This is a genomic window from Streptomyces sp. H27-C3 (assembly GCF_030063415.1).
Taxonomy (GTDB): domain Bacteria; phylum Actinomycetota; class Actinomycetes; order Streptomycetales; family Streptomycetaceae; genus Streptomyces.
In genome coordinates, this window is the sequence record NZ_JASITA010000015.1 from 98,732 (window position 1) to 117,650 (window position 18,919).

At 67.8% G+C, this 18,919-nt stretch carries 14 protein-coding genes; 6 read left to right on the forward strand and 8 right to left on the reverse strand.

Going from position 1 to position 18,919, the window contains the following annotated elements; all coding sequences use genetic code 11:
* Positions 1-76 precede the first annotated feature (76 nt).
* A complete protein-coding gene (gene arc / locus QMK30_RS17275) occupies positions 77-1,843 on the reverse strand; it encodes a proteasome ATPase (RefSeq protein ID WP_283519007.1) in 1,767 nt (588 codons plus the stop codon).
* Between the two features lie 242 nt (positions 1,844-2,085).
* Here arc and QMK30_RS17280 point away from each other — a divergent pair, with 242 nt between their 5' ends.
* A complete protein-coding gene (locus QMK30_RS17280) occupies positions 2,086-2,406 on the forward strand; it encodes a ferredoxin (protein WP_283519009.1) in 321 nt (106 codons plus the stop codon).
* 4 nt (positions 2,407-2,410) lie between these two features.
* Here QMK30_RS17280 and QMK30_RS17285 read toward each other — a convergent pair whose 3' ends face one another.
* The 3 genes from QMK30_RS17285 to QMK30_RS17295 all read right to left on the reverse strand — a co-directional run bounded on the left by QMK30_RS17285 (position 2,411) and on the right by QMK30_RS17295 (position 5,417).
* On the reverse strand, positions 2,411-2,977 hold the full coding sequence (locus QMK30_RS17285; RefSeq protein WP_283519010.1) for a hypothetical protein: 567 nt from the start codon (positions 2,975-2,977) through the stop codon (positions 2,411-2,413).
* Positions 2,978-3,180: 203 nt separating this feature from the next.
* On the reverse strand, positions 3,181-4,089 hold the full coding sequence (locus QMK30_RS17290) for a tRNA (adenine-N1)-methyltransferase (RefSeq protein WP_283519011.1): 909 nt from the start codon (positions 4,087-4,089) through the stop codon (positions 3,181-3,183).
* Positions 4,090-4,166: 77 nt separating this feature from the next.
* Complete coding sequence (locus QMK30_RS17295; RefSeq protein ID WP_283519141.1) at positions 4,167-5,417, reverse strand: site-2 protease family protein; 1,251 nt, start codon at positions 5,415-5,417, stop codon at positions 4,167-4,169.
* A 153-nt stretch (positions 5,418-5,570) separates the two neighbouring features.
* On the opposite strand from QMK30_RS17295, the gene QMK30_RS17300 reads away from it, so the two are divergent.
* The gene (locus QMK30_RS17300) at positions 5,571-6,452 is read left to right on the forward strand and encodes a RecB family exonuclease (RefSeq protein WP_283519012.1); all 882 of its coding nucleotides are present in this window, start codon (positions 5,571-5,573) and stop codon (positions 6,450-6,452) included.
* A gap of 13 nt (positions 6,453-6,465) precedes the next feature.
* A complete protein-coding gene (locus QMK30_RS17305) occupies positions 6,466-7,137 on the forward strand; it encodes a response regulator (RefSeq protein WP_283519013.1) in 672 nt (223 codons plus the stop codon).
* 97 nt (positions 7,138-7,234) lie between these two features.
* Here QMK30_RS17305 and QMK30_RS17310 read toward each other — a convergent pair whose 3' ends face one another.
* From QMK30_RS17310 to metH, 4 genes are all read right to left on the reverse strand, one after another.
* On the reverse strand, positions 7,235-8,821 hold the full coding sequence (locus QMK30_RS17310; RefSeq protein WP_283519015.1) for an ABC transporter substrate-binding protein: 1,587 nt from the start codon (positions 8,819-8,821) through the stop codon (positions 7,235-7,237).
* Positions 8,822-8,905: 84 nt separating this feature from the next.
* Positions 8,906-10,504 carry an ABC transporter substrate-binding protein gene (locus QMK30_RS17315; protein WP_283519017.1) on the reverse strand — a complete coding sequence of 533 codons (1,599 nt, stop codon included), beginning with the start codon at positions 10,502-10,504 and terminating at the stop codon, positions 8,906-8,908.
* Positions 10,505-11,005: 501 nt separating this feature from the next.
* Positions 11,006-11,746: an HAD family hydrolase gene (locus QMK30_RS17320; RefSeq protein ID WP_283519019.1), complete on the reverse strand. Its 741-nt coding sequence runs from the start codon at positions 11,744-11,746 to the stop codon at positions 11,006-11,008.
* Between the two features lie 97 nt (positions 11,747-11,843).
* Positions 11,844-15,359 carry a methionine synthase gene (gene metH, locus QMK30_RS17325; RefSeq protein ID WP_283519021.1) on the reverse strand — a complete coding sequence of 1,172 codons (3,516 nt, stop codon included), beginning with the start codon at positions 15,357-15,359 and terminating at the stop codon, positions 11,844-11,846.
* A 143-nt stretch (positions 15,360-15,502) separates the two neighbouring features.
* Here metH and QMK30_RS17330 point away from each other — a divergent pair, with 143 nt between their 5' ends.
* The 3 genes from QMK30_RS17330 (at position 15,503) to glpK (ending at position 18,917) form a co-directional block, all read left to right on the forward strand.
* Positions 15,503-16,318 carry an IclR family transcriptional regulator gene (locus QMK30_RS17330; RefSeq protein WP_502963153.1) on the forward strand — a complete coding sequence of 272 codons (816 nt, stop codon included), beginning with the start codon at positions 15,503-15,505 and terminating at the stop codon, positions 16,316-16,318.
* A 243-nt stretch (positions 16,319-16,561) separates the two neighbouring features.
* On the forward strand, positions 16,562-17,350 hold the full coding sequence (locus tag QMK30_RS17335; RefSeq protein ID WP_283519023.1) for an MIP/aquaporin family protein: 789 nt from the start codon (positions 16,562-16,564) through the stop codon (positions 17,348-17,350).
* Positions 17,351-17,390: 40 nt separating this feature from the next.
* The gene (glpK, locus tag QMK30_RS17340; protein WP_283519025.1) at positions 17,391-18,917 is read left to right on the forward strand and encodes a glycerol kinase GlpK; all 1,527 of its coding nucleotides are present in this window, start codon (positions 17,391-17,393) and stop codon (positions 18,915-18,917) included.
* Positions 18,918-18,919: the final 2 nt, after the last annotated feature.

The window sequence follows — 18,919 nt, forward strand, 5'->3', positions numbered from 1 at the left end:
CGAGGCGCGGGTCGCCGTGTCGGAGAAAGCAACCGGCTGCGGATGCCCGTGCAGGCACCCGCAGCCGGTCTGTGATCTACAGGTACTGCCCGGTGTTTGCCACCGTGTCGATGGAGCGTCCGGTGTCCGCGCCCTGCTTTCCGGTGACAAGGGTGCGGATGAACACGATCCGCTCGCCCTTCTTGCCGGAGATCCGGGCCCAGTCGTCCGGGTTCGTGGTGTTCGGCAGGTCCTCGTTCTCCTTGAACTCGTCCACGCATGCCTGGAGGAGATGGGAGACCCGAAGGCCCTTCTGGTTCTGGTCAAGGAAGGCCTTGATGGCCATCTTCTTGGCCCGGTCGACGATGTTCTGGATCATCGCGCCCGAGTTGAAGTCCTTGAAGTACAGGACTTCCTTGTCGCCGTTCGCGTACGTGACCTCGAGGAAGCGGTTCTCCTCGGTTTCCGCGTACATCTGCTCCACGACGGTCTGGATCATGCCGTGCACAGCGCCTTCCCTGGAGCCCGTGTGCTCAGCCAGGTCGTCGGAGTGCAGCGGGAGGTGGGACTTGAGGTATTTGGCGAAGATGTCCCTTGCCGCCTCGGCGTCCGGACGCTCGATCTTGATCTTCACGTCGAGTCGGCCCGGTCGCAGGATCGCCGGGTCGATCATGTCCTCGCGGTTGGAGGCGCCGATGACGATGACGTTCTCCAGGCCTTCCACGCCGTCGATCTCGGCGAGCAGCTGCGGGACGATGGTGTTTTCCACGTCCGAGCTGACACCGGAACCACGGGTGCGGAAGAGCGATTCCATTTCGTCGAAGAAGATGATGACGGGGGTACCCTCGCTCGCCTTCTCCCGGGCACGCTGGAAGACCAGGCGAATGTGCCGCTCGGTCTCACCGACGTACTTATTGAGGAGCTCGGGGCCCTTGATGTTGAGGAAGTAGCTCTTCCCCGTGGGTTGGCCGGTCACCTCGGCGACCTTCTTGGCAAGGGAGTTGGCGACGGCCTTGGCAATGAGTGTCTTGCCGCAGCCGGGCGGACCGTAGAGCAGGATGCCCTTCGGGGGGCGCAGTTCGTGCTCCTTGAAGAGGTCGGGGTAGAGGTAGGGCAGCTCGACCGCGTCGCGGATCAGCTCGATCTGGTTGCCCAGGCCGCCGATCTTTTCGTAGTCGACGTCCGGAACCTCTTCGAGGACGAGCTCCTCGACCTCGCTCTTCGGGATCACTTCATAGACGTAGCCGGACCTGGGTTCGAGCAGTAGGGCATCGCCGGGGCGGATGGTTACGTCCAGCAGCGGCTCGGCGAGCCGCACCACCCTCTCCTCGTCGGTGTGCCCGACCACCAGGGCGCGCTCGCCGTCCTCAAGGACTTCCTTGAGGGTAACGATGTCGCCGGCGCGCTCGTACTCCATGGCCTCGACCACGTTGAGCGCCTCATTGAGCATGAGCTCCTGGCCACGCCGGAGCTCATTGAGCTCCACACTGGGACTGACATTGACCCGGAGCTTTCGGCCACCGGTGAAAATGTCGGCGGTGCCGTCCTCGTTGGCGAGCAGGAAGACACCGAAGCCGGCCGGCGGCTGCGCGAGCCGGTCGACTTCCTCCTTGAGGGCCACGATCTGGTCGCGGGCCTCTCTCAGCGTGTTGGCGAGCCGCTCGTTCTGCGCGGACACGCCTGCCAGATTTGTCTGCAGCTCGACGATCCGCTCTTCGAGAATCCTCGTATGACGCGGAGAGTCGGCGAGCTTGCGGCGCAGGACGGCGATTTCCTGCTCGAGATAGGCAACCTGTCCGGCGGGGTCCTCGGACCCTCGCGCGGACCGGATGCCGCGGTTGATGTCGTCGTCGTGGGCTGCCACGGTCCTCACCTCCTCCAAGGGGAGCTGGACGCTTCCTGACCCTACCTGGGCGGGTGCTTGTTGAAACCCCTAGATCACAAAGACGGTCGGGGTGTGTCCGATCTTCACCCTTGCGTACTCCCTCACGTCAGAGGAATACCCACCCATCAACATCGGAAAGCGGCCGGTTGTATCGTCGAAGTGTTCAACACCCGTCAAGGGTGGCTTCAATTGCTACAACAGCGCAGGAAACGGCAGGAGAAATGACCGTGCAGCAAGAGGCTCCCACCGACGACGGCGCGCAGACCGGCGACCCGCTAGAGGTGTGGATCGACCAGGACCTCTGCACCGGCGACGGCATCTGCGCGCAGTACGCTCCCGATGTCTTCGAGCTGGACATCGACGGTCTGGCGTATGTGAAGAGCCCCGCGGACGAGCTCCTGCAGAGTCCGGGCGCCACCGCGCCCGTGCCGCTGACGCTTCTGCAGGATGTGGTCGACTCGGCCAAGGAGTGCCCCGGCGACTGTATTCATGTACGTCGAGTTTCGGACAGTGTTGAGGTGTTCGGGCCCGACGCCCCGTAGCGGTTCACATACTCTGCGCGTCCGGCCGCCCGGCCCGTACGAACTTGTCCCCCTGCCACTGCCACTTGACCTTTTCCCGCTCGTCCGGGCAGCAGCGGGGCACGTCGGGCGACGAGTAGCCGAGCAGGGTCGCGGAGACCGTCCCCTCCCGTACGGCGAAATCCGTGATGCTCAGCCGGTCCGCCGGGTCGACCAGTGTCGCCACGACGCGGGCGGGCCGGGTGAGGACGTAGACGCCGCTCGGCGGGGTGCCTGAGCCGGACTCGCAGCGCGCGACCACCACGGTCTCGGGCCTGCGGTCGCCGTCGAGGTCGGCCGAGCCCTGATTCACCACGACGCTCTTGGCTCCCCCGCATTCCAGCGGATAGGCGGCGGCGGAGGCATCGGGGGCGGCGGGAATCGCTTCGCCGCCGGCCGGCCCGGGGCCCGGGGCGGTCTGGGAGGCGGTGGCGGCGCCGGGCTGCAGCAGTCCGGCCGCGGCGACGGCCGCGCACATCACGGCGGCCGTGGCCAGCCAGTGCACGGGGCGGGGCCGGGTGTGCGCGAGGTCCGGGACGACGGAGGTCTGCACGCGGGATGTCTCCTGTGGGGCAGTCCGGTGGGGTGGCGAGCATCGTGCCACATGTCACAGTGCGGCGCAGCGGCGGGGTCACAGGGATTTTCGGGGCCGCTGACGGAGGGTCCGGCGGTGGTGCGCCGGGCAACGGAAAAGCGCCGCCGCCGAGTTCCCCGGTCGGTCGGAGAACTCAGCGGCGGCGCTTGCTTGTTGGCGGATCAGCCCTTGGAGGCCGACCCGCTTTCGCTTCCGGGACCCGTGTAGTCGTCGCCGTACGAGCCCTTGGAGGGGCGGCGGCGGCGCAGCGGGGGCTCCACGCCGTCCGCGAGGCGGCGGGCGGTGAGCAGGAAGCCGGTGTGGCCGATCATCCGGTGGTCCGGACGGACAGCGAGGCCCTCGACGTGCCAGTTGCGGACCATTGATTCCCAGGCGGCCGGCTCGTTGAACGTGCCGTGCTCGCGGATCGACTCGACGGTGCGGGCGAGCTGGGTGGTCGTCGCGACATAGGCGCAGAGGATGCCGCCGGGGACGAGCGCCTTGGAGACGACATCAAGACATTCCCAAGGAGCGAGCATGTCGAGGATTACCCGGTCGACCTCGGTGTCGGAGAGGTTGTCCTGGAGGTCGCCGACAGTGAGCTGCCAGGCGGGGTGCGGGCCGCCGAAGTAGCGCTCGACGTTCTGCGTGGCGATCTGGGCGAAGTCCTCGCGGCGCTCGTAGGAGTGCAGCATGCCCTGGTCGCCGACGGCGCGCAGCAGGAAGCTGCTGAGCGAGCCGGAACCCACACCTGCTTCGACGACGCGGGCGCCGGCGAAGATGTCGGCGAAGGCCAGGATCTGCCCCGCGTCCTTGGGGTAGACCACGGCGGCGCCGCGGGGCATGGACAGGACATAGTCGGGGAGCAGGGGGCGCAGCGCAAGGTAGGCGACGTTCCCCGTGGTACGGACAACATTGCCCTCGGGGAGGCCGATCAGCTCGTCGTGGGAGAAGGAACCCTTGTGGGTGTGGAAATTCTTCCCGGCTTCGAGCGTGAACGTGTAGTGGCGTCCCTTGGGGTCTGTGAGCTGGACCTGGTCCCCGACCTTGAAGGGGCCGCGTCGGCGGGCGGCACCGGTCGGTTCGGACATGTGACCAGAGTACCGGCCTTTTTGAGGCCCCGTTCACCCCGGCCGGCCGCCGCACCGGCGGGCGGACCTGGGGTCCTTCAGGACTGCGGCCTCGCCATGGCCGCGACGAAGGCGCGTTCCACGTCGGTGGTGGACAGGACGCCGTAGATCTCGCCGTTCTCCTCGATCACGAGGTACTCGGTGGCCGGGGAGGCCCTGAGGCGCTCCAGGAGGGCTTCGCCCGCCAGTTCGGCGGGGACGAGCATGTCCTCGGTGAGGTCCTGGGCGAGGCCGCTCACCGCAACCCAGGGGCGGCGGTGCTCGGGTACGCCGGCGATGGCCGCCTCGCGGACGACCGCGGTGGGCTCGCCCTGGCCGTCGACGACGACGAGGGCGCGGGCGCCGGACTCGTTGGCGCGGCGCAGTGCCTCGGAGAGCGGGGTTGCGGACTCGACGGGGACAGCGCGCCGGGTGAGGGTGCGGGCGCGCAGGTCGGGGAGGTGCTGGCGCAGGCGGGCCACGCGCAGGCTGTTGCCGGCGCCGGTCCAGATGATGGCGGCGAGGATGGCGGCGAGCAGCGCGTCGGTGACGGTTTCCATGCCGCCGATGTCCGCGGTGGAGTTTCCGAGGGCGCCGGTGTGGGTGAGCAGCGGGAGGCCGATGAGGACGGTAACGGCGAGGGCCCTGCCGACCCAGGCGGCGGCGACCGTGCCGGTCATCGGGTTTCCGGTGATCTTCCAGATGACGGCACGGAGCATCCGGCCGCCGTCGAGGGGCAGGCCGGGGAGCAGGTTGAAGGCGGCCACGATCAGGTTGGAGATCATCAGGCCGGCCAGCAGGACGCCGGGGACGGTGCCTGGTTCGACCGCCTTCATGCCCGCGTAGAAGACGCCGGACAGCACGAGGGAGAGCAGGGGGCCGACGAAAGCGAGGACGAATTCGCGTCCCGGGGTCTCGGACTCCTTCTCAATCTCCGAGACGCCGCCGAAGAACTGGAGCTGGATGCGGCGCACCGGCAGTTCGAAGCGCAGGGCCGCGACGGTGTGGGCCAGTTCGTGGACGAGCACCGAGGCGTAGAAGGCGACGGCGAAGAAGAGGGACACCAGGTAGCGGAGGTTTCCCAACTCGGGCAGTACGCGGTCGAGCTGGCCGCCGAAGACCCAGGTGATGAGCGCCGCGACGAGGAACCAGCTGGGGGCGACGTACACCGGTACGCCGAAGGGACGGCCCATCAGAAGTCCGCCGCCCGGTTCGCGGGGGCGTTGCGGCTTGCCGCCGTCGGGCGGGGCGCCGGGGCTCTTGCCCCCTGCGCCGGACTGCGGCTGTCCGCTCTCGCCGCTCTCGTCCACGGTGTCCCTTCGTTCGGTCGTCATGCTTCACGTGCGGATCGCTCGGTGCTTCGCTTCCCGCCGGGCGGTCGGCCCTGCGATCGTGCGGGTCGGGTGCCTCTGTCGTCGATGGTATGCGGCTCGCTGTCAGTGGCGGGTCGTAGGGTCTGAGTCATGACTACGAGTACCGGTCGGGCCGATGCCGCCCAGCGCCCCATGTCGCTGTCCCCCTCGCGGGCGAGCGACTTCATGCGGTGTCCGCTGCTCTACCGGTTCCGGGTGATCGACAAGCTGCCCGAAAAGCCGAGTGAGGCGGCGACCCGCGGCACGCTGGTGCACGCGGTGCTTGAGCGGCTGTTCGACGATCCGGCGACCGAGCGCACGGCGCCGCGGGCCAGGGCGATGGTGCCGGGGCAGTGGGACCGGTTGCTGGAGTCCAAGCCCGAGCTGGTCGAGCTGTTCGCGGAGGATCCCCAGGGCGAGCGGTTGTCTCGATGGCTGGAGCAGGCCGAGGAGCTCGTCGAGCGGTGGTTCACGCTGGAGGACCCGACGCGTCTGGAGCCGGCGGAGCGTGAGCTGTTCGTGGAGACGGAGTTGCAGTCGGGTCTGCGGCTGCGCGGCATCATCGACCGGGTGGATGTGACGCCGGCGGGTGAGGTGCGGGTCGTCGACTACAAGACGGGCAAGGCGCCGAGGCCGGAGTATGCCGAGGGTGCGCTGTTCCAGATGAAGTTCTACGCGCTGGTGATCTGGCGGTGGAAGGGGCTGGTGCCGCGCCGACTCCAGCTGGTGTATCTGGGCAGCGGCGATGTGGTGACGTACGACCCGGTCGAGGAGGATCTGGAGCGGGTGGAGCGCAAGCTGCTCGCACTGTGGGACGCAATCAAGGAGGCCACCGAGACGGGTGAGTGGCTGCCGCGCAGAACGAAGCTGTGCGGGTGGTGCGACTACCAGGCGGTATGTCCCGAATTCGGCGGCACTCCCCCGGTGTATCCGCTGCCGGTGCGCCCGGCCGAATCGGCCGGGGCGGACCAAGGCAGAATGGGCTCGGTCTAGAGAAGGAGAACCTGTGGCTATCCGCGTCCTACTGGTCGACGACCAGCCGCTGCTGCGCACCGGCTTCCGGATGATTCTGGAGGCCGAGCAGGACCTCGCGGTCGTCGGCGAGGCCGGAGACGGTCTGCAGGCGCTCGACCAGGTCCGGGCGCTGCAGCCCGATGTGGTCCTGATGGACATCCGGATGCCGCGGATGGACGGGGTCGAGGCGACCCGTCAGATCACCGGGCCGGGCCGTGACGGCCCGGCGAAGGTGCTCGTGCTGACCACCTTCGACCTCGACGAGTATGTGGTGGAGGCGCTGCGGGCGGGCGCCAGTGGGTTCCTGCTGAAGGACGCGCCCGCCAATGAGCTCGTCCAGGCGATCCGGGTGGTCGCGGCCGGTGAGGCGATGCTGGCGCCGAGCATCACGCGCCGGCTGCTCGACAAGTACGCCGATCATCTGCCGTCGGGCGAGGAGCAGACGCCCGACACTCTGCACACGCTGACGGATCGCGAGGTCGAGGTGCTCAAGCTGGTGGCCCGCGGCTTGTCCAATGCGGAGATCGCGGCGGATCTGTTCGTCAGCGAGACGACGGTCAAGACCCATGTCGGTCATGTGCTGACCAAGCTGGGTCTGCGCGACCGGGTGCAGGCCGCGGTGTACGCGTACGAGAGCGGACTGGTCAGGCCCGGCGCCCAGTAGCGGACGCCGGGCCCGGTGAGCGGGGTTCGGCAGCAGGATCAACAGCGGGGACCGACGGTGTCGGTCCCCGCTGTTGATCTGTCAGGCCTCGGATCTGTCAGGCCTTGCTGATTTCCCAGAAGCGGAAGACGGTCGAGGCGTCCAGGGTCCATTCGAGGCCCGCGATGCCGTCGTGCGCCACGGCGTACTGCTTGCCCTGCCACAGCGGGAGGATCGGCAGCTCGGCGGCGACGATGTCCTGAAGCTTGCCGAAGTCCTCCTCGACCGTGGTGCGGTCGGCGGCGGCGGCGGTGTCCGGGATGATCCGGCCGGTGATCTCTTCGTTCTCGAAGTTGTTGCCGAGGACGTTGTCCTTGTCGAAGAACGGCTGGGTGAAGTTGTCCGGGTCCGGATAGTCGGGGACCCAGCCCTTCACATACACGCCGTACCTGCCGGCCGCGATGTCCTTCTCGTACTGCTCGGTCTCGACCGACTTGACCGTCGCGTCGAAGAGCCCACTCGTGTTGAGCTGCTTGGCTATCGCCTCGAACTCCTGGACCGTGGCGGGGCCGTAGCGGCTCGGTGTGGCCCACAGCGTGAGCTTGACCTTGCTGTTGACACCCGCGTTCCGCAGTGCCTTCGCGGCCTTGGCCGGCTGTGGGCTGCCCCCGTAGGTGTCGAAGAACGCCGTGTTGTGGGCGCCGATGCCCGCCGGGACGATCGAGTACAGCGGGGTGGCGGTGGACTGGTAGACGTCGCGTACCAGTGCGTCGCGGTCGACGAGGTAGGCGATGGCCTTGCGCACGCCGATCTTGCCGACGACCGGGTCGTTCACATTGAAGACCAGGTGCTGGACCTCGGCGCTGGTGCCCTCGACGATCTCGACGTCCTTGTCGCTGCTGTCCTTCGACCTTTCGAGCTCCGCGATGTCCCCGGCGGTGAGGCCTCGGTAGGCGAGGTCGATGTCGCGCCTCTTGAACGAGGCGGCCAGCGCCTTCTGGTCACCGTGGAAGAACTTCATGGTGACGCCGTTGTTCTTCGTCTCGGCGGTGCCCCGGTAGCTCTCGTTGACCGAGAAGTCGGCTCCCGCGTCGCTGAAGGAGTCCAGCTTGTACGGGCCCGAGCCGACGGCCTTCTTGTCGGTGCGCAGCTCGTCGAAGGCGTACTCGGTGTGGTCGATGATGGATCCGGCGCCCGAGGCGATCTTGCTGGGGAAGGTGGCGTCCGGGACCTTGAGGTTGAAGACGACGGTCTTCTCGTCGGGGGTCTTGATCGTGTCGATCGTGGACAGCATGACCGGCGCCGGACCGGCCTTGTCGTTGATCTTCAGCGCGCGCTCGAAGGAGTACTTGACGTCCTTGGCGGCCAGCGTGTTGCCGTTGCTGAACTTCAGCCCGTCGCGCAGAGTGCAGCGGAAGATGGTGCTGCTGCCGTTGTCGAAGCCGCACTTCTCGGCGGCCTCGGGCTGCGGGACCGAGCTGCCCTTGGGGAAGCTGAGCAAGGACTGGAAGACGTTGTTGAACAGCAGCCAGGATCCCGGGTCGTAACCCGAGGCGGGGTCGGTGGCCAGCACCTCGTCCGACATTCCCATGACGACCTCGTCGCCGCTGTTCCCGGAGCCTTCCTTGGTGCCGCAGCCGCCGAGCAGACCCGCTGCCAGACCCACCGCGAGCGGGGCCGTCAGCCACTGATTACGCGTTTTCACAGACTTGCCTCACTGATTTACCGATGCTTCAACCGAATTGCCCACCGGTCGTGTGCTCTCCGCGACCGGGTACTGCCGACGCCGTCAGACGCCGCGGCCCAACTCCCACAACTGCAGGTCCGCGGAGCCGGTGACCGACCACTCGACGCCGGTGATGTCGTCACGCGCGGCGACGTACTGCTTGCCCTGCCACAGCGGCAGCAGCGGCACGTCCTCGGCGACGATTTCCTGGATCCGCTCGAACGGCTCGGACGCGGCGCCCCGGTCCGCGGCGCGCCGCGACTCGGGGATGAGCCTGGTGCGGATTTCCGTGTTCGCGTACGGGCTGTTGAGGAAGTTGTCCTCGTCGAGGAACGGGGCGACGTAGCTGTCGGCGTCCGGGAAGTCGGGGAACCAGCCCATGCCGTAGACGGCGTAGTCGCCGCGGTTCTGGTTCTCGCGGAACTTCGTCCACTCGGTGCCCTTGATGTCGACCTTGAAGAGCCCGCTGGCGTTGAGCTGCTCCTTGAGCACCTCGAACTCCTTCTCCGTGGCCGCACCGTAGTGGTCGGTGGTGTAGTTCAAGGTGAACTTCACCGGCGTGGTGATGCCGGCCGCGCTCAGCATGTTCGCGGCCTTCTTCCGGTTCGGTTCGCCGTACTTGTTGAAGAACGAGTTCTGGTGACCCGCGATGCTGGCCGGGATCAGGGAGTACAGCGGCTCGGCGGTGGCCGGGTAGACCTTGCCCGCGAGCTCGCCGCGGTCGATGACGGCGGCCATCGCCTGGCGCACCGCCTTGTCCTTCACCGTGGCGTCGTCGGTGGTGAAGCCCAGGTAGCGGATCTCCAGGCCGGGCATCTCGACGAGGTCGATGCCTTCCTGCGGGTTCTCCGACATCCGCTCGATCTGCTCGGGCGTCAGGGTGCGGGTCATCATGCCGATCTCGCCGTCCTTGAGCGCCTTCTCCATCGCGTCGGCGTCCGGGAACGAGCGCAGCTCGACCTTGTCGTTCCGCAGCTTCAAGTCGCCCTTGTAGTCGGGGTTCTTGGTGAAGATGGCGCTGGTGACCTTGTTGTCCTTGGTCTCGGCCTTGATGGTGTACGGGCCCGAACCGCCGATCTCGAAGCCGTCGCGGAGCTTGGTGGCCTCGTACGCCTCGGGGTCGACGATGCCTGCGGCCGGCGTCGAGAGCTTGTACGGGAACGTGGCGTCCGGGGTCTTGAGGTGGAAGACGATCCCGCTGTCGCCGTTGGCCTCGATCGTGTCGATGTTGGTCAGCAGACCACTCGGGCCGCTACTGTCCTTGATCTTCACCACGCGCTCAAGTGAGAACTTCACGGCTTCCGCGTTGAGCGCCTCGCCGCCGGGGAACTTGAGCCCGCTGCGCAGCTTGCAGCGGTAGCTCTCGTTCTGGGTGTCGGTGAAGCCGCACCTGGAGGCCGCTTCCGGCACCGGCTCTCCGCCGCCGCGCGGGATGTGCATCAGTGTCTGGACGGTCTGACGCAGGATGTTCCAGGACCCCGCGTCATAGGCGAACGCGGGGTCGAAGGGCGCCGGAGTGTCCTTGGTGGCTGCGAACTGGTCCGTGGTGCCCACAACAATGGCGTCGCCACCCTTGCCCCCACTGTCCGTCGCGCCACACGCGGCCAGCACGGGGGCCAGCAGACCGATCACGGCCGGCAGCACCAGAGTCTTGCGGTTCATCCTGGACGTTCTCCCTCATCCGGCACTGAGTTTGAGCGATTGCGGGACACTCCGCCGCCGCCACCCGGTCTGGGCGGGGCGATCGGGCCGGATGCAGTGCGATCGGTTCCGTGGTGTCAGCAACTGGTCGAGTGCTGAGGCACGCGTTGATGCGGCGAAGTACTCACGACGAGATTAGTGGGAATCGCCACGGAAGCAGGACCGGTGCGCGGTCGGACTGTTATCGGCCGGTGATCATGATCGACGGGGTGCCGTCGCCGGGGTTCGGGAATGATTCGTACACCACTCCACCAATGCGGACACAAGGGTGCCAAAAACGACCTCGTGGCGGCGGTCGAGGGCTCGCGCACGGCCGCATCAGCCGGCCCGCTCGTGATGAACATCACCTTGGGCGGGCTATTGATCAACGGCCTTTTTTTGCGTTCCGCCCGGTACGGAAAAAGCACATTCCAATGCCGGGAGTTCCCTGCACCCTTTCAGGAAAGCACGCTCGGTGAACGGTCAGTGCATTCCCGTAATCAGTGTGCCGAGAAAAGCAAGGTCGACTTCTTCGAGCGAGCCCACGACCACCCGGCCGAACGCGGGCGCGATCGGGGCGACGGACGGCACGGCCACCACACGGCAGCCGGCCGCCTCCGCCGCGGCCACACCGGTCGCGGTGTCCTCGATGACGGCGCACTGCACCGGGGCGGCTCCCAGCCGCATCGCCGCGTGCAGATACGGGTCGGGGTGCGGCTTGGTGCGCGTCACCTCGTCGCCCGCGACGGTGAGCGTGAACTTGTCCGGGCCGAGCGACTCCAGGACACGGTCGATGATGCGCCGGTGCGAGGCGGAGACCAGGGCGGTGGGCATGGAGTGTGCGGCCAGCTCGGCGAGAAGGCGGGCGGCGCCCGGCATCAGCGGCACCCCGTGATCGATGCGGGCCTCGAAGCGGTCGTTGAGCAGCACGGTGATCTCGGGGAGCGTGATGTCGGCGCCGGTGGCCTCGATGAGATAGCCGGCGCTGCGGGTCATGGGCCCGCCGACCACCACCTCGCGCCACGACTCGTCCAGCACATGCCCGAGGTCGGCGAAGACGGCCACTTCGGCGTCCCACCAGAAACCCTCGGTGTCGACCAGGGTTCCGTCCATGTCGAGGAGGACGGCCTGCAGGGCGGAGCGTTCGGCCAGTGGGGTCTCCCCTGCTCGAACGGAGTTGCGAGCTTGGGGATGGGTACTGGGCGCGGGAACCGTACTGGTCATCCGGGCACACCTCCTTGAGGGACGAGGAGGCCGGTCACCCTCCTGGTGGGGAGGGCGGCCGGCCTGCACTGGACGGACCAGTGTACGGCTCGACAGCTCAACGCGCGTTGAAGTATTTCGCCTCGGGGTGATGGATGACGATGGCGTCGGTGGACTGCTCGGGGTGCAGCTGGAACTCCTCGGAGAGTTCGACGCCGATCCGCTCCGGCTTCAGCAGGTCGGAGATCTTCGCGCGGTCCTCCAGGTTGGGGCAGGCGCCGTAGCCGAGCGAGAAGCGCGCGCCGCGGTACTTGAGCGCGAACATGTCCGCGACCTCGGCGGGGTCCTCGCCCGCGAAGCCGAGCTCGGTGCGCACGCGCGCGTGCCAGTACTCGGCGAGGGCCTCCGCCAACTGCACGGACAGGCCATGCAGTTCGAGGTAGTCGCGGTAGGAGTTGGACTCGAAGAGTGCGGCGGTGGCTCCGCCGATCTTCGAGCCGACGGTGACGATCTGCAGGCCGACCACGTCCGGCTCGCCGGACTCCTCCGGGCGGAAGAAGTCGGCCAGGCACAGGCGGCGGCCCCGGCTCTGACGCGGGAAGGTGAAGCGGGTGCGCTCGGAGCCGTCGTCGTTGAGGAGGATCAGGTCGTCGCCCTTGGAGTGGCACGGGAAGTAGCCGTAGACGACCGCGGCCTCCAGCAGGTTCCTGGTGTGCAGCTGCTCGAGCCAGCCGCGCAGCCGCGGCCGGCCCTCGGTCTCCACCAGCTCCTCGTACGTCGGCCCGTCGCCGGCCCTGGCCTGCTTGAGACCCCACTGGCCCTTGAACAGCGCGCCCTCGTCGAGCCAGGAGGCGTACTCCTTGAGGCCGATGCCCTTGACGACGCGGGTGCCCCAGAACGGCGGGGTGGGCACCGGGTTGGTGATGCTCACGTCGGAGCGGGCGGCGCCCTCTTCGGGGACTTCCTCGACGAGGGGGGTGTCGAGCTTGGCGACCCGGCGCTTCTTCAGTTCCGGCAGTACGGCGCCGGGGACACCTCGCTTGATGCCAATGAGGGTGTCCATCAGACGCAGACCTTCGAAGGCGTCGCGGGCGTAGCGGACTTCGCCCTCGTAGATCTCGTGCAGGTCCTGCTCGACATACGCCCTGGTGAGCGCGGCGCCACCGAGGATGACCGGGAAGTCGGCCGCCATCTTGCGCTGGTTCAGCTCCTGGAGGTTCTCCTTCATGATCACCGTGGACTTGACCAGCAGACCCGACATGCCGATGACGTCGGCGCGGTGTTCCTCGGCGGCTTCCAGGATCGCGGAGACGGGCTGTTTGATGCCGAGGTTGACGACGTTGTAGCCGTTGTTGGACAGGATGATGTCCACCAGGTTCTTGCCGATGTCATGGACGTCACCGCGCACGGTGGCCAGCACGATCGTGCCCTTGCCGTCGTCGTCGGTCTTCTCCATGTGCGGCTCCAGATGCGCCACCGCGGTCTTCATCACCTCGGCGGACTGGAGCACGAACGGCAGCTGCATCTGACCGGAGCCGAACAGCTCACCGACCGTCTTCATGCCCTCCAGCAGCGTCTCGTTGACGATCGCCAGCGCCGGACGGGTCTCCAGCGCCTCGTCGAGATCGGCCTCCAGGCCCTTCTTCTCACCGTCGATGATCCGCCGCTGCAGACGCTCACCCAGCGGCAGCGCCAGCAGCTCCTCGGCCTTGCCCGCCTTCATCGACTTCGTGTCGACACCGTCGAAGAGTTCGAGGTAGCGCTGGAGCGGGTCGTAGCCCTCGGCGCGGCGGTCGTGGATGAGGTCGAGGGCGACGGAGACCTGCTCCTCGCCCAGCCGGGCGAGCGGCAGGATCTTCGAGGCGTGCACGATCGCCGAATCCAGTCCGGCCTTCACGCACTCGTCCAGGAAGACGGAGTTGAGGACGATCCGGGCGGCCGGGTTGAGGCCGAAGGAGATGTTGGACAGGCCCAATGTGGTCTGCACATCGGGTCGGCGGCGCTTGAGTTCGCGGATGGCCTCGATGGTCGCGATGCCGTCCTTGCGGGACTCCTCCTGCCCGGTGCAGATGGTGAACGTCAGGCAGTCGATGAGGATGTCGGACTCGTGGATGCCCCAGTTGCCGGTCAGGTCGTCGATGATGCGCTCGGCGATGGCGACCTTGTGCTCGACGGTACGGGCCTGGCCCTCCTCGTCGATGGTGAGCGCCATCAGCGCCGCGCCGTGCTCCTGCGCCAGTGCGGTGACCTTCGCGAAACGCGACTCGGGGCCGTCGCCGTCCTCGTAGTTGACCGAGTTGATGACGGCCCGTCCGCCGAGCTTCTCCAACCCGGCCCGCAGCACGTCGACTTCGGTGGAGTCGAGCACGAGGGGCAACGTGGAGGCGGTGGCGAACCGTCCTGCCAGCTCCTGCATGTCGGCGACGCCGTCACGGCCGACGTAGTCCACGCACAGGTCGAGCATGTGCGCGCCCTCGCGGATCTGGTCGCGGACCATCTCCACGCAGTCGTCCCAGCGGGCCTCCAGCATGGCGTCGCGGAACTTCTTCGACCCATTGGCGTTCGTACGCTCACCGATCGCCAGGAACGAGGTGTCCTGCCGGAAGGGGACCGTCTGGTAGAGGGAGGCGGCGCCCGGCTCGGGGTGCGCCGTGCGCCCGGCGGGGCGCAGGTCGCGGACGCGCTCGACGACCTGGCGCAGGTGCTCGGGCGTCGTACCGCAGCAGCCACCGACCAGCGAGAGGCCGTACTCGTGGACGAACGTCTCCTGTGCGTCGGCGAGTTCACCGGCGGACAGCGGGTAGTGCGCGCCGTTCTTGCCGAGCACGGGCAGGCCGGCATTGGGCATGCAGGAGATCGGGATGCGCGAGTGGCGGGCGAGGTAGCGCAGGTGCTCGCTCATCTCGGCCGGGCCCGTGGCGCAGTTCAGCCCGATCATGTCGATGCCCAGCGGTTCCAGCGCGGTCAGTGCCGCGCCGATCTCCGAGCCGAGCAGCATCGTGCCGGTCGTCTCGACGGTCACCGAGCAGATCAGCGGGAGACTGATCCCCGCGACGTCCATCGCCCGCCGGGCGCCGATGATCGCGGACTTCGTCTGGAGCAGGTCCTGGGTCGTCTCCACCAGCAGCGCATCCGCACCACCGGCGATCATGCCCTCGGCGTTCTGCTGGTACGCGTCCCGCAAAGTGATGTACGGGGCATGGCCCAACGTCGGCAGCTTCGTACCCGGGCCCATCGAACCCAGCACCCAGCGCTGCTGCCCGGTCGACACCGTGAACTCGTCCGCCACCTCACGCGCGATCCGCGCCCCCGCCTCCGACAGCTCGAAGACCCGCTCCGCAATGTCGTACTCGGCGAGCGCCGCGTAGTTCGTACCGAAGGTGTTGGTCTCCACGCAGTCCACACCGACCGCGAAATACTCCTCGTGCACCGAACGCACAATGTCGGGCCGGGTGACATTCAGGATCTCGTTGCAGCCCTCCAGCTGCTCGAAGTCCTCCATGGTCGGATCCTGCGCCTGCAACATCGTGCCCATCGCCCCGTCGGCCACCACCACACGCGTGGCGAGCGCCTCACGGAAGGCTGCTACTCGGGTGCTGCTGCTGGCAGGGGTGGGGGTCGGCAACGAGGCCATGGAAATACTCCCTGAGGTGCGACGGCTGTCGGCTTTGCGTCTTCCGGCGGAAGGCGCACCCGGCCAGGGTAACTGTGGTGCCGTTCGCGCCGAGATGCGTCCCACGAGGCGGACGTAGCGGTGCGCGGTGACACTGAGTCGACATGAGCCGATACTGTTCAGCATTGTCGAACCGAGACGGAGGAGGCAGAGCGGTGGCACGGCATATCCAGTCGCTCGAGCGGGCGGCCGCGATGCTGCGCCTGCTCGCCGGTGGCGAACGAAGGCTCGGCCTGTCCGAGGTGGCCTCCTCGCTCGGCTTGGCCAAGGGCACCGCGCACGGCATTCTGCGCACCCTCCAGGCGGAGGGCTTCGTCGAACAGGACGCCGCGTCCGGCCGATACCAGCTGGGCGCCGAGCTGCTCCGCCTGGGCAACAGCTACCTGGACGTGCACGAGCTGCGCGCCCGCGCACTGGTGTGGACCGACGATCTGGCCCGTTCCAGCGGCGAGAGCGCCTATCTGGGCGTGCTGCACCAGCGTGGCGTGCTGGTCATCCACCACGTCTTCCGCCCGGACGACAGCCGGCAGGTTCTTGAGGTGGGGGCGATGCAGCCGCTGCACTCCGCGGCCCTGGGCAAGGTCCTCTCCGCGTACGACCCCGTGGCGCACAACGAGGTCCTGGAGAACGACCGCGAGACCTTCACGCCGCGCACGATCACCGACGCGGTGGACTTCGAGGCCGTCCTGGATCTGACCAGGGCGCGCGGCTGGGCCGCCGACGTGGAGGAGACCTGGGTCGGGGTGGCCTCGATCGCCGCGCCCATCCACGACCGGCGCGGGATGCCCGTCGGCGCGGTCGGCATCACCGGTGCGGTGGAGCGCGTGTGCGAGAACGGGGAACTCCGTCCCGAGCTGGTCGCCGCGGTACGCGACTGCGCCCGCGCCGTCTCCCGGGATCTGGGCGCCGGGCGCTTCTGAGGCGCGATCGGCCATCTGCTGTCACGCTGGTAACGATCGCGACACTCGCCTCAGAACCCTTGACGTGGTGTTTACCGGAAGCAAAACTGCCGTTCATCGGTCGGCAATGCCGAACACCTACCGGCAATACGCGCTAGAGTGTGGCAAAGCCACGGGACCGGCTAGGCCCTCACCGAGGGCGCGGACCACCCGGAGGGACCCGGGTTCCGCCTTTTCCCTGGACGAAGGACAAAGGAGTCGCGGGTGTCCAGCTCCGACATCTTCATCGGCGAGATCATTGGTACCGCCGTACTCATCCTGCTCGGCGGTGGCGTCGTCGCCGCCGTTGTGCTCAAGCGCTCGAAGGCGCGGAACGCCGGCTGGCTCGCCATCACCTTCGGGTGGGGCTTCGCCGTCATGACCGCCGTCTACATGACCGGCACGCTGTCCGGCGCTCACCTCAACCCGGCGGTCACGGTCGGTATCGCGATCAAGGACGGGGACTGGAGCAACGTTCCGGTCTACTTCGCAGGTCAGATACTCGGCGCCATGATCGGCGCCACCCTGGTCTGGATCGCGTACTACGGCCAGTTCCAGGCCCACCTCACGGACCCGGAGATCCTCGCGGCGCAGCCCGCCGAGGAGGGCCTGATCGACCAGAAGGCCGCTCCCAACGCCGGCCCGGTGCTCGGTATCTTCTCCACCGGCCCGGAAGTCCGAGTCGTCTGGCAGAACCTGGCCACCGAGATCATCGGCACCACCGTGCTCGTGCTCGCGGTGCTCACCCAGGGGCTCAACGACAGCGGCAAGGGTCTGGGCGTGCTCGGCGCCCTGATCACCGCGCTCGTCGTGGTCTCGATAGGCCTCTCGCTCGGCGGGCCGACCGGCTACGCGATCAACCCGGCCCGCGACCTGGGCCCGCGCATCGTGCACGCCCTGCTCCCGCTGCCGAACAAGGGCGGCTCCGACTGGAGCTACGCCTGGATCCCCGTCCTCGGACCACTGGTCGGCGGAGCACTCGCCGCCGGGATCTACAACCTCGCGTTCGCCTGAGCCGACTGGCCGACCCTCTACAGACCTCCGGGAGCACACCGTGACCGACGCACACACCACCGGCCCGTTCATCGCGGCCATCGACCAGGGCACCACCTCCAGCCGCTGCATCGTCTTCGACAAGGACGGCCGGATCGTCGCGGTCGACCAGAAGGAACACGAGCAGATCTTCCCCAAGCCCGGCTGGGTGGAGCACGACGCGACCGAGATCTGGACCAACGTCCAGGAAGTCGTGGCGAGCGCCATCGAGAAGGCGGGCATCACGCCCGACGACGTCAAGGCGATCGGCATCACCAACCAGCGTGAGACCACGCTGATGTGGGACAAGAACACCGGTGAGCCCGTCCACAACGCCATCGTCTGGCAGGACACCCGCACCGACGCGCTCTGTAAGGAGCTCGGCCGCAACGTCGGCCAGGACCGCTTCCGCCGCGAGACGGGCCTGCCGCTGGCCAGCTACTTCTCCGGTCCGAAGGCCCGCTGGCTGCTGGACAACGTCGACGGCCTGCGTGAGCGCGCCAACAGCGGCGACATCCTCTTCGGCACCATGGATTCCTGGATCATCTGGAACCTCACCGGTGGTACCGACGGCGGCGTCCACGTCACCGACGTCACCAACGCCTCCCGCACGATGCTCATGAACCTGCAGGAGATGCAGTGGGACGAGAAGATCGTGCAGTCCATGGGCATCCCGATGGCCGTGCTGCCGGAGATCCGTTCCTCCTCCGAGGTGTACGGCGTCGCCAAGCAGGGCCCGCTGGCAGGTGTGCCCGTCGCCTCCGCGCTCGGTGACCAGCAGGCCGCCCTGTTCGGCCAGACCTGTTTCGCGCAGGGCGAGGCGAAGTCGACGTACGGCACCGGGACGTTCATGCTGATGAACACCGGCAATACGCCCGTCAACTCGTACAACGGCCTGCTGACGACCGTCGGTTACCAGATCGGCGACCAGAAGCCCGTCTACGCGCTCGAAGGTTCGATCGCCGTCACCGGTGCGCTCGTCCAGTGGATGCGCGACCAGATGGGCCTGATCAAGAGCGCCGCCGAGATCGAGACGCTGGCGTCCTCCGTCGAGGACAACGGCGGCGCGTACTTCGTGCCGGCCTTCTCCGGCCTCTTCGCCCCGTACTGGCGCCCCGACGCCCGCGGTGTGATCGCCGGTCTCACCCAGTACGTCACCAAGGCTCACATCGCCCGCGCCGTTCTGGAGGCCACCGCCTGGCAGACCCGCGAGATCAGTGACGCCATGACCAAGGACTCCGGCGTCGAGCTGACCGCACTCAAGGTCGACGGCGGTATGACCTCCAACAACCTGCTGATGCAGACCCTCTCGGACTTCCTGGACGCACCCGTGGTGCGCCCGATGGTCGCCGAGACGACCTGCCTCGGCGCCGCCTATGCCGCCGGCCTGGCCGTCGGCTTCTGGTCCAGCACCGACGAACTGCGCGCCAACTGGCGCAGGGCCGCCGAGTGGACCCCCCGCATGGACGCGGACACCCGCGACCGCGAGTACAAGAGCTGGCTCAAGGCCGTAGAGCGGACCATGGGCTGGATCGAGGACGAGGAGTAAAC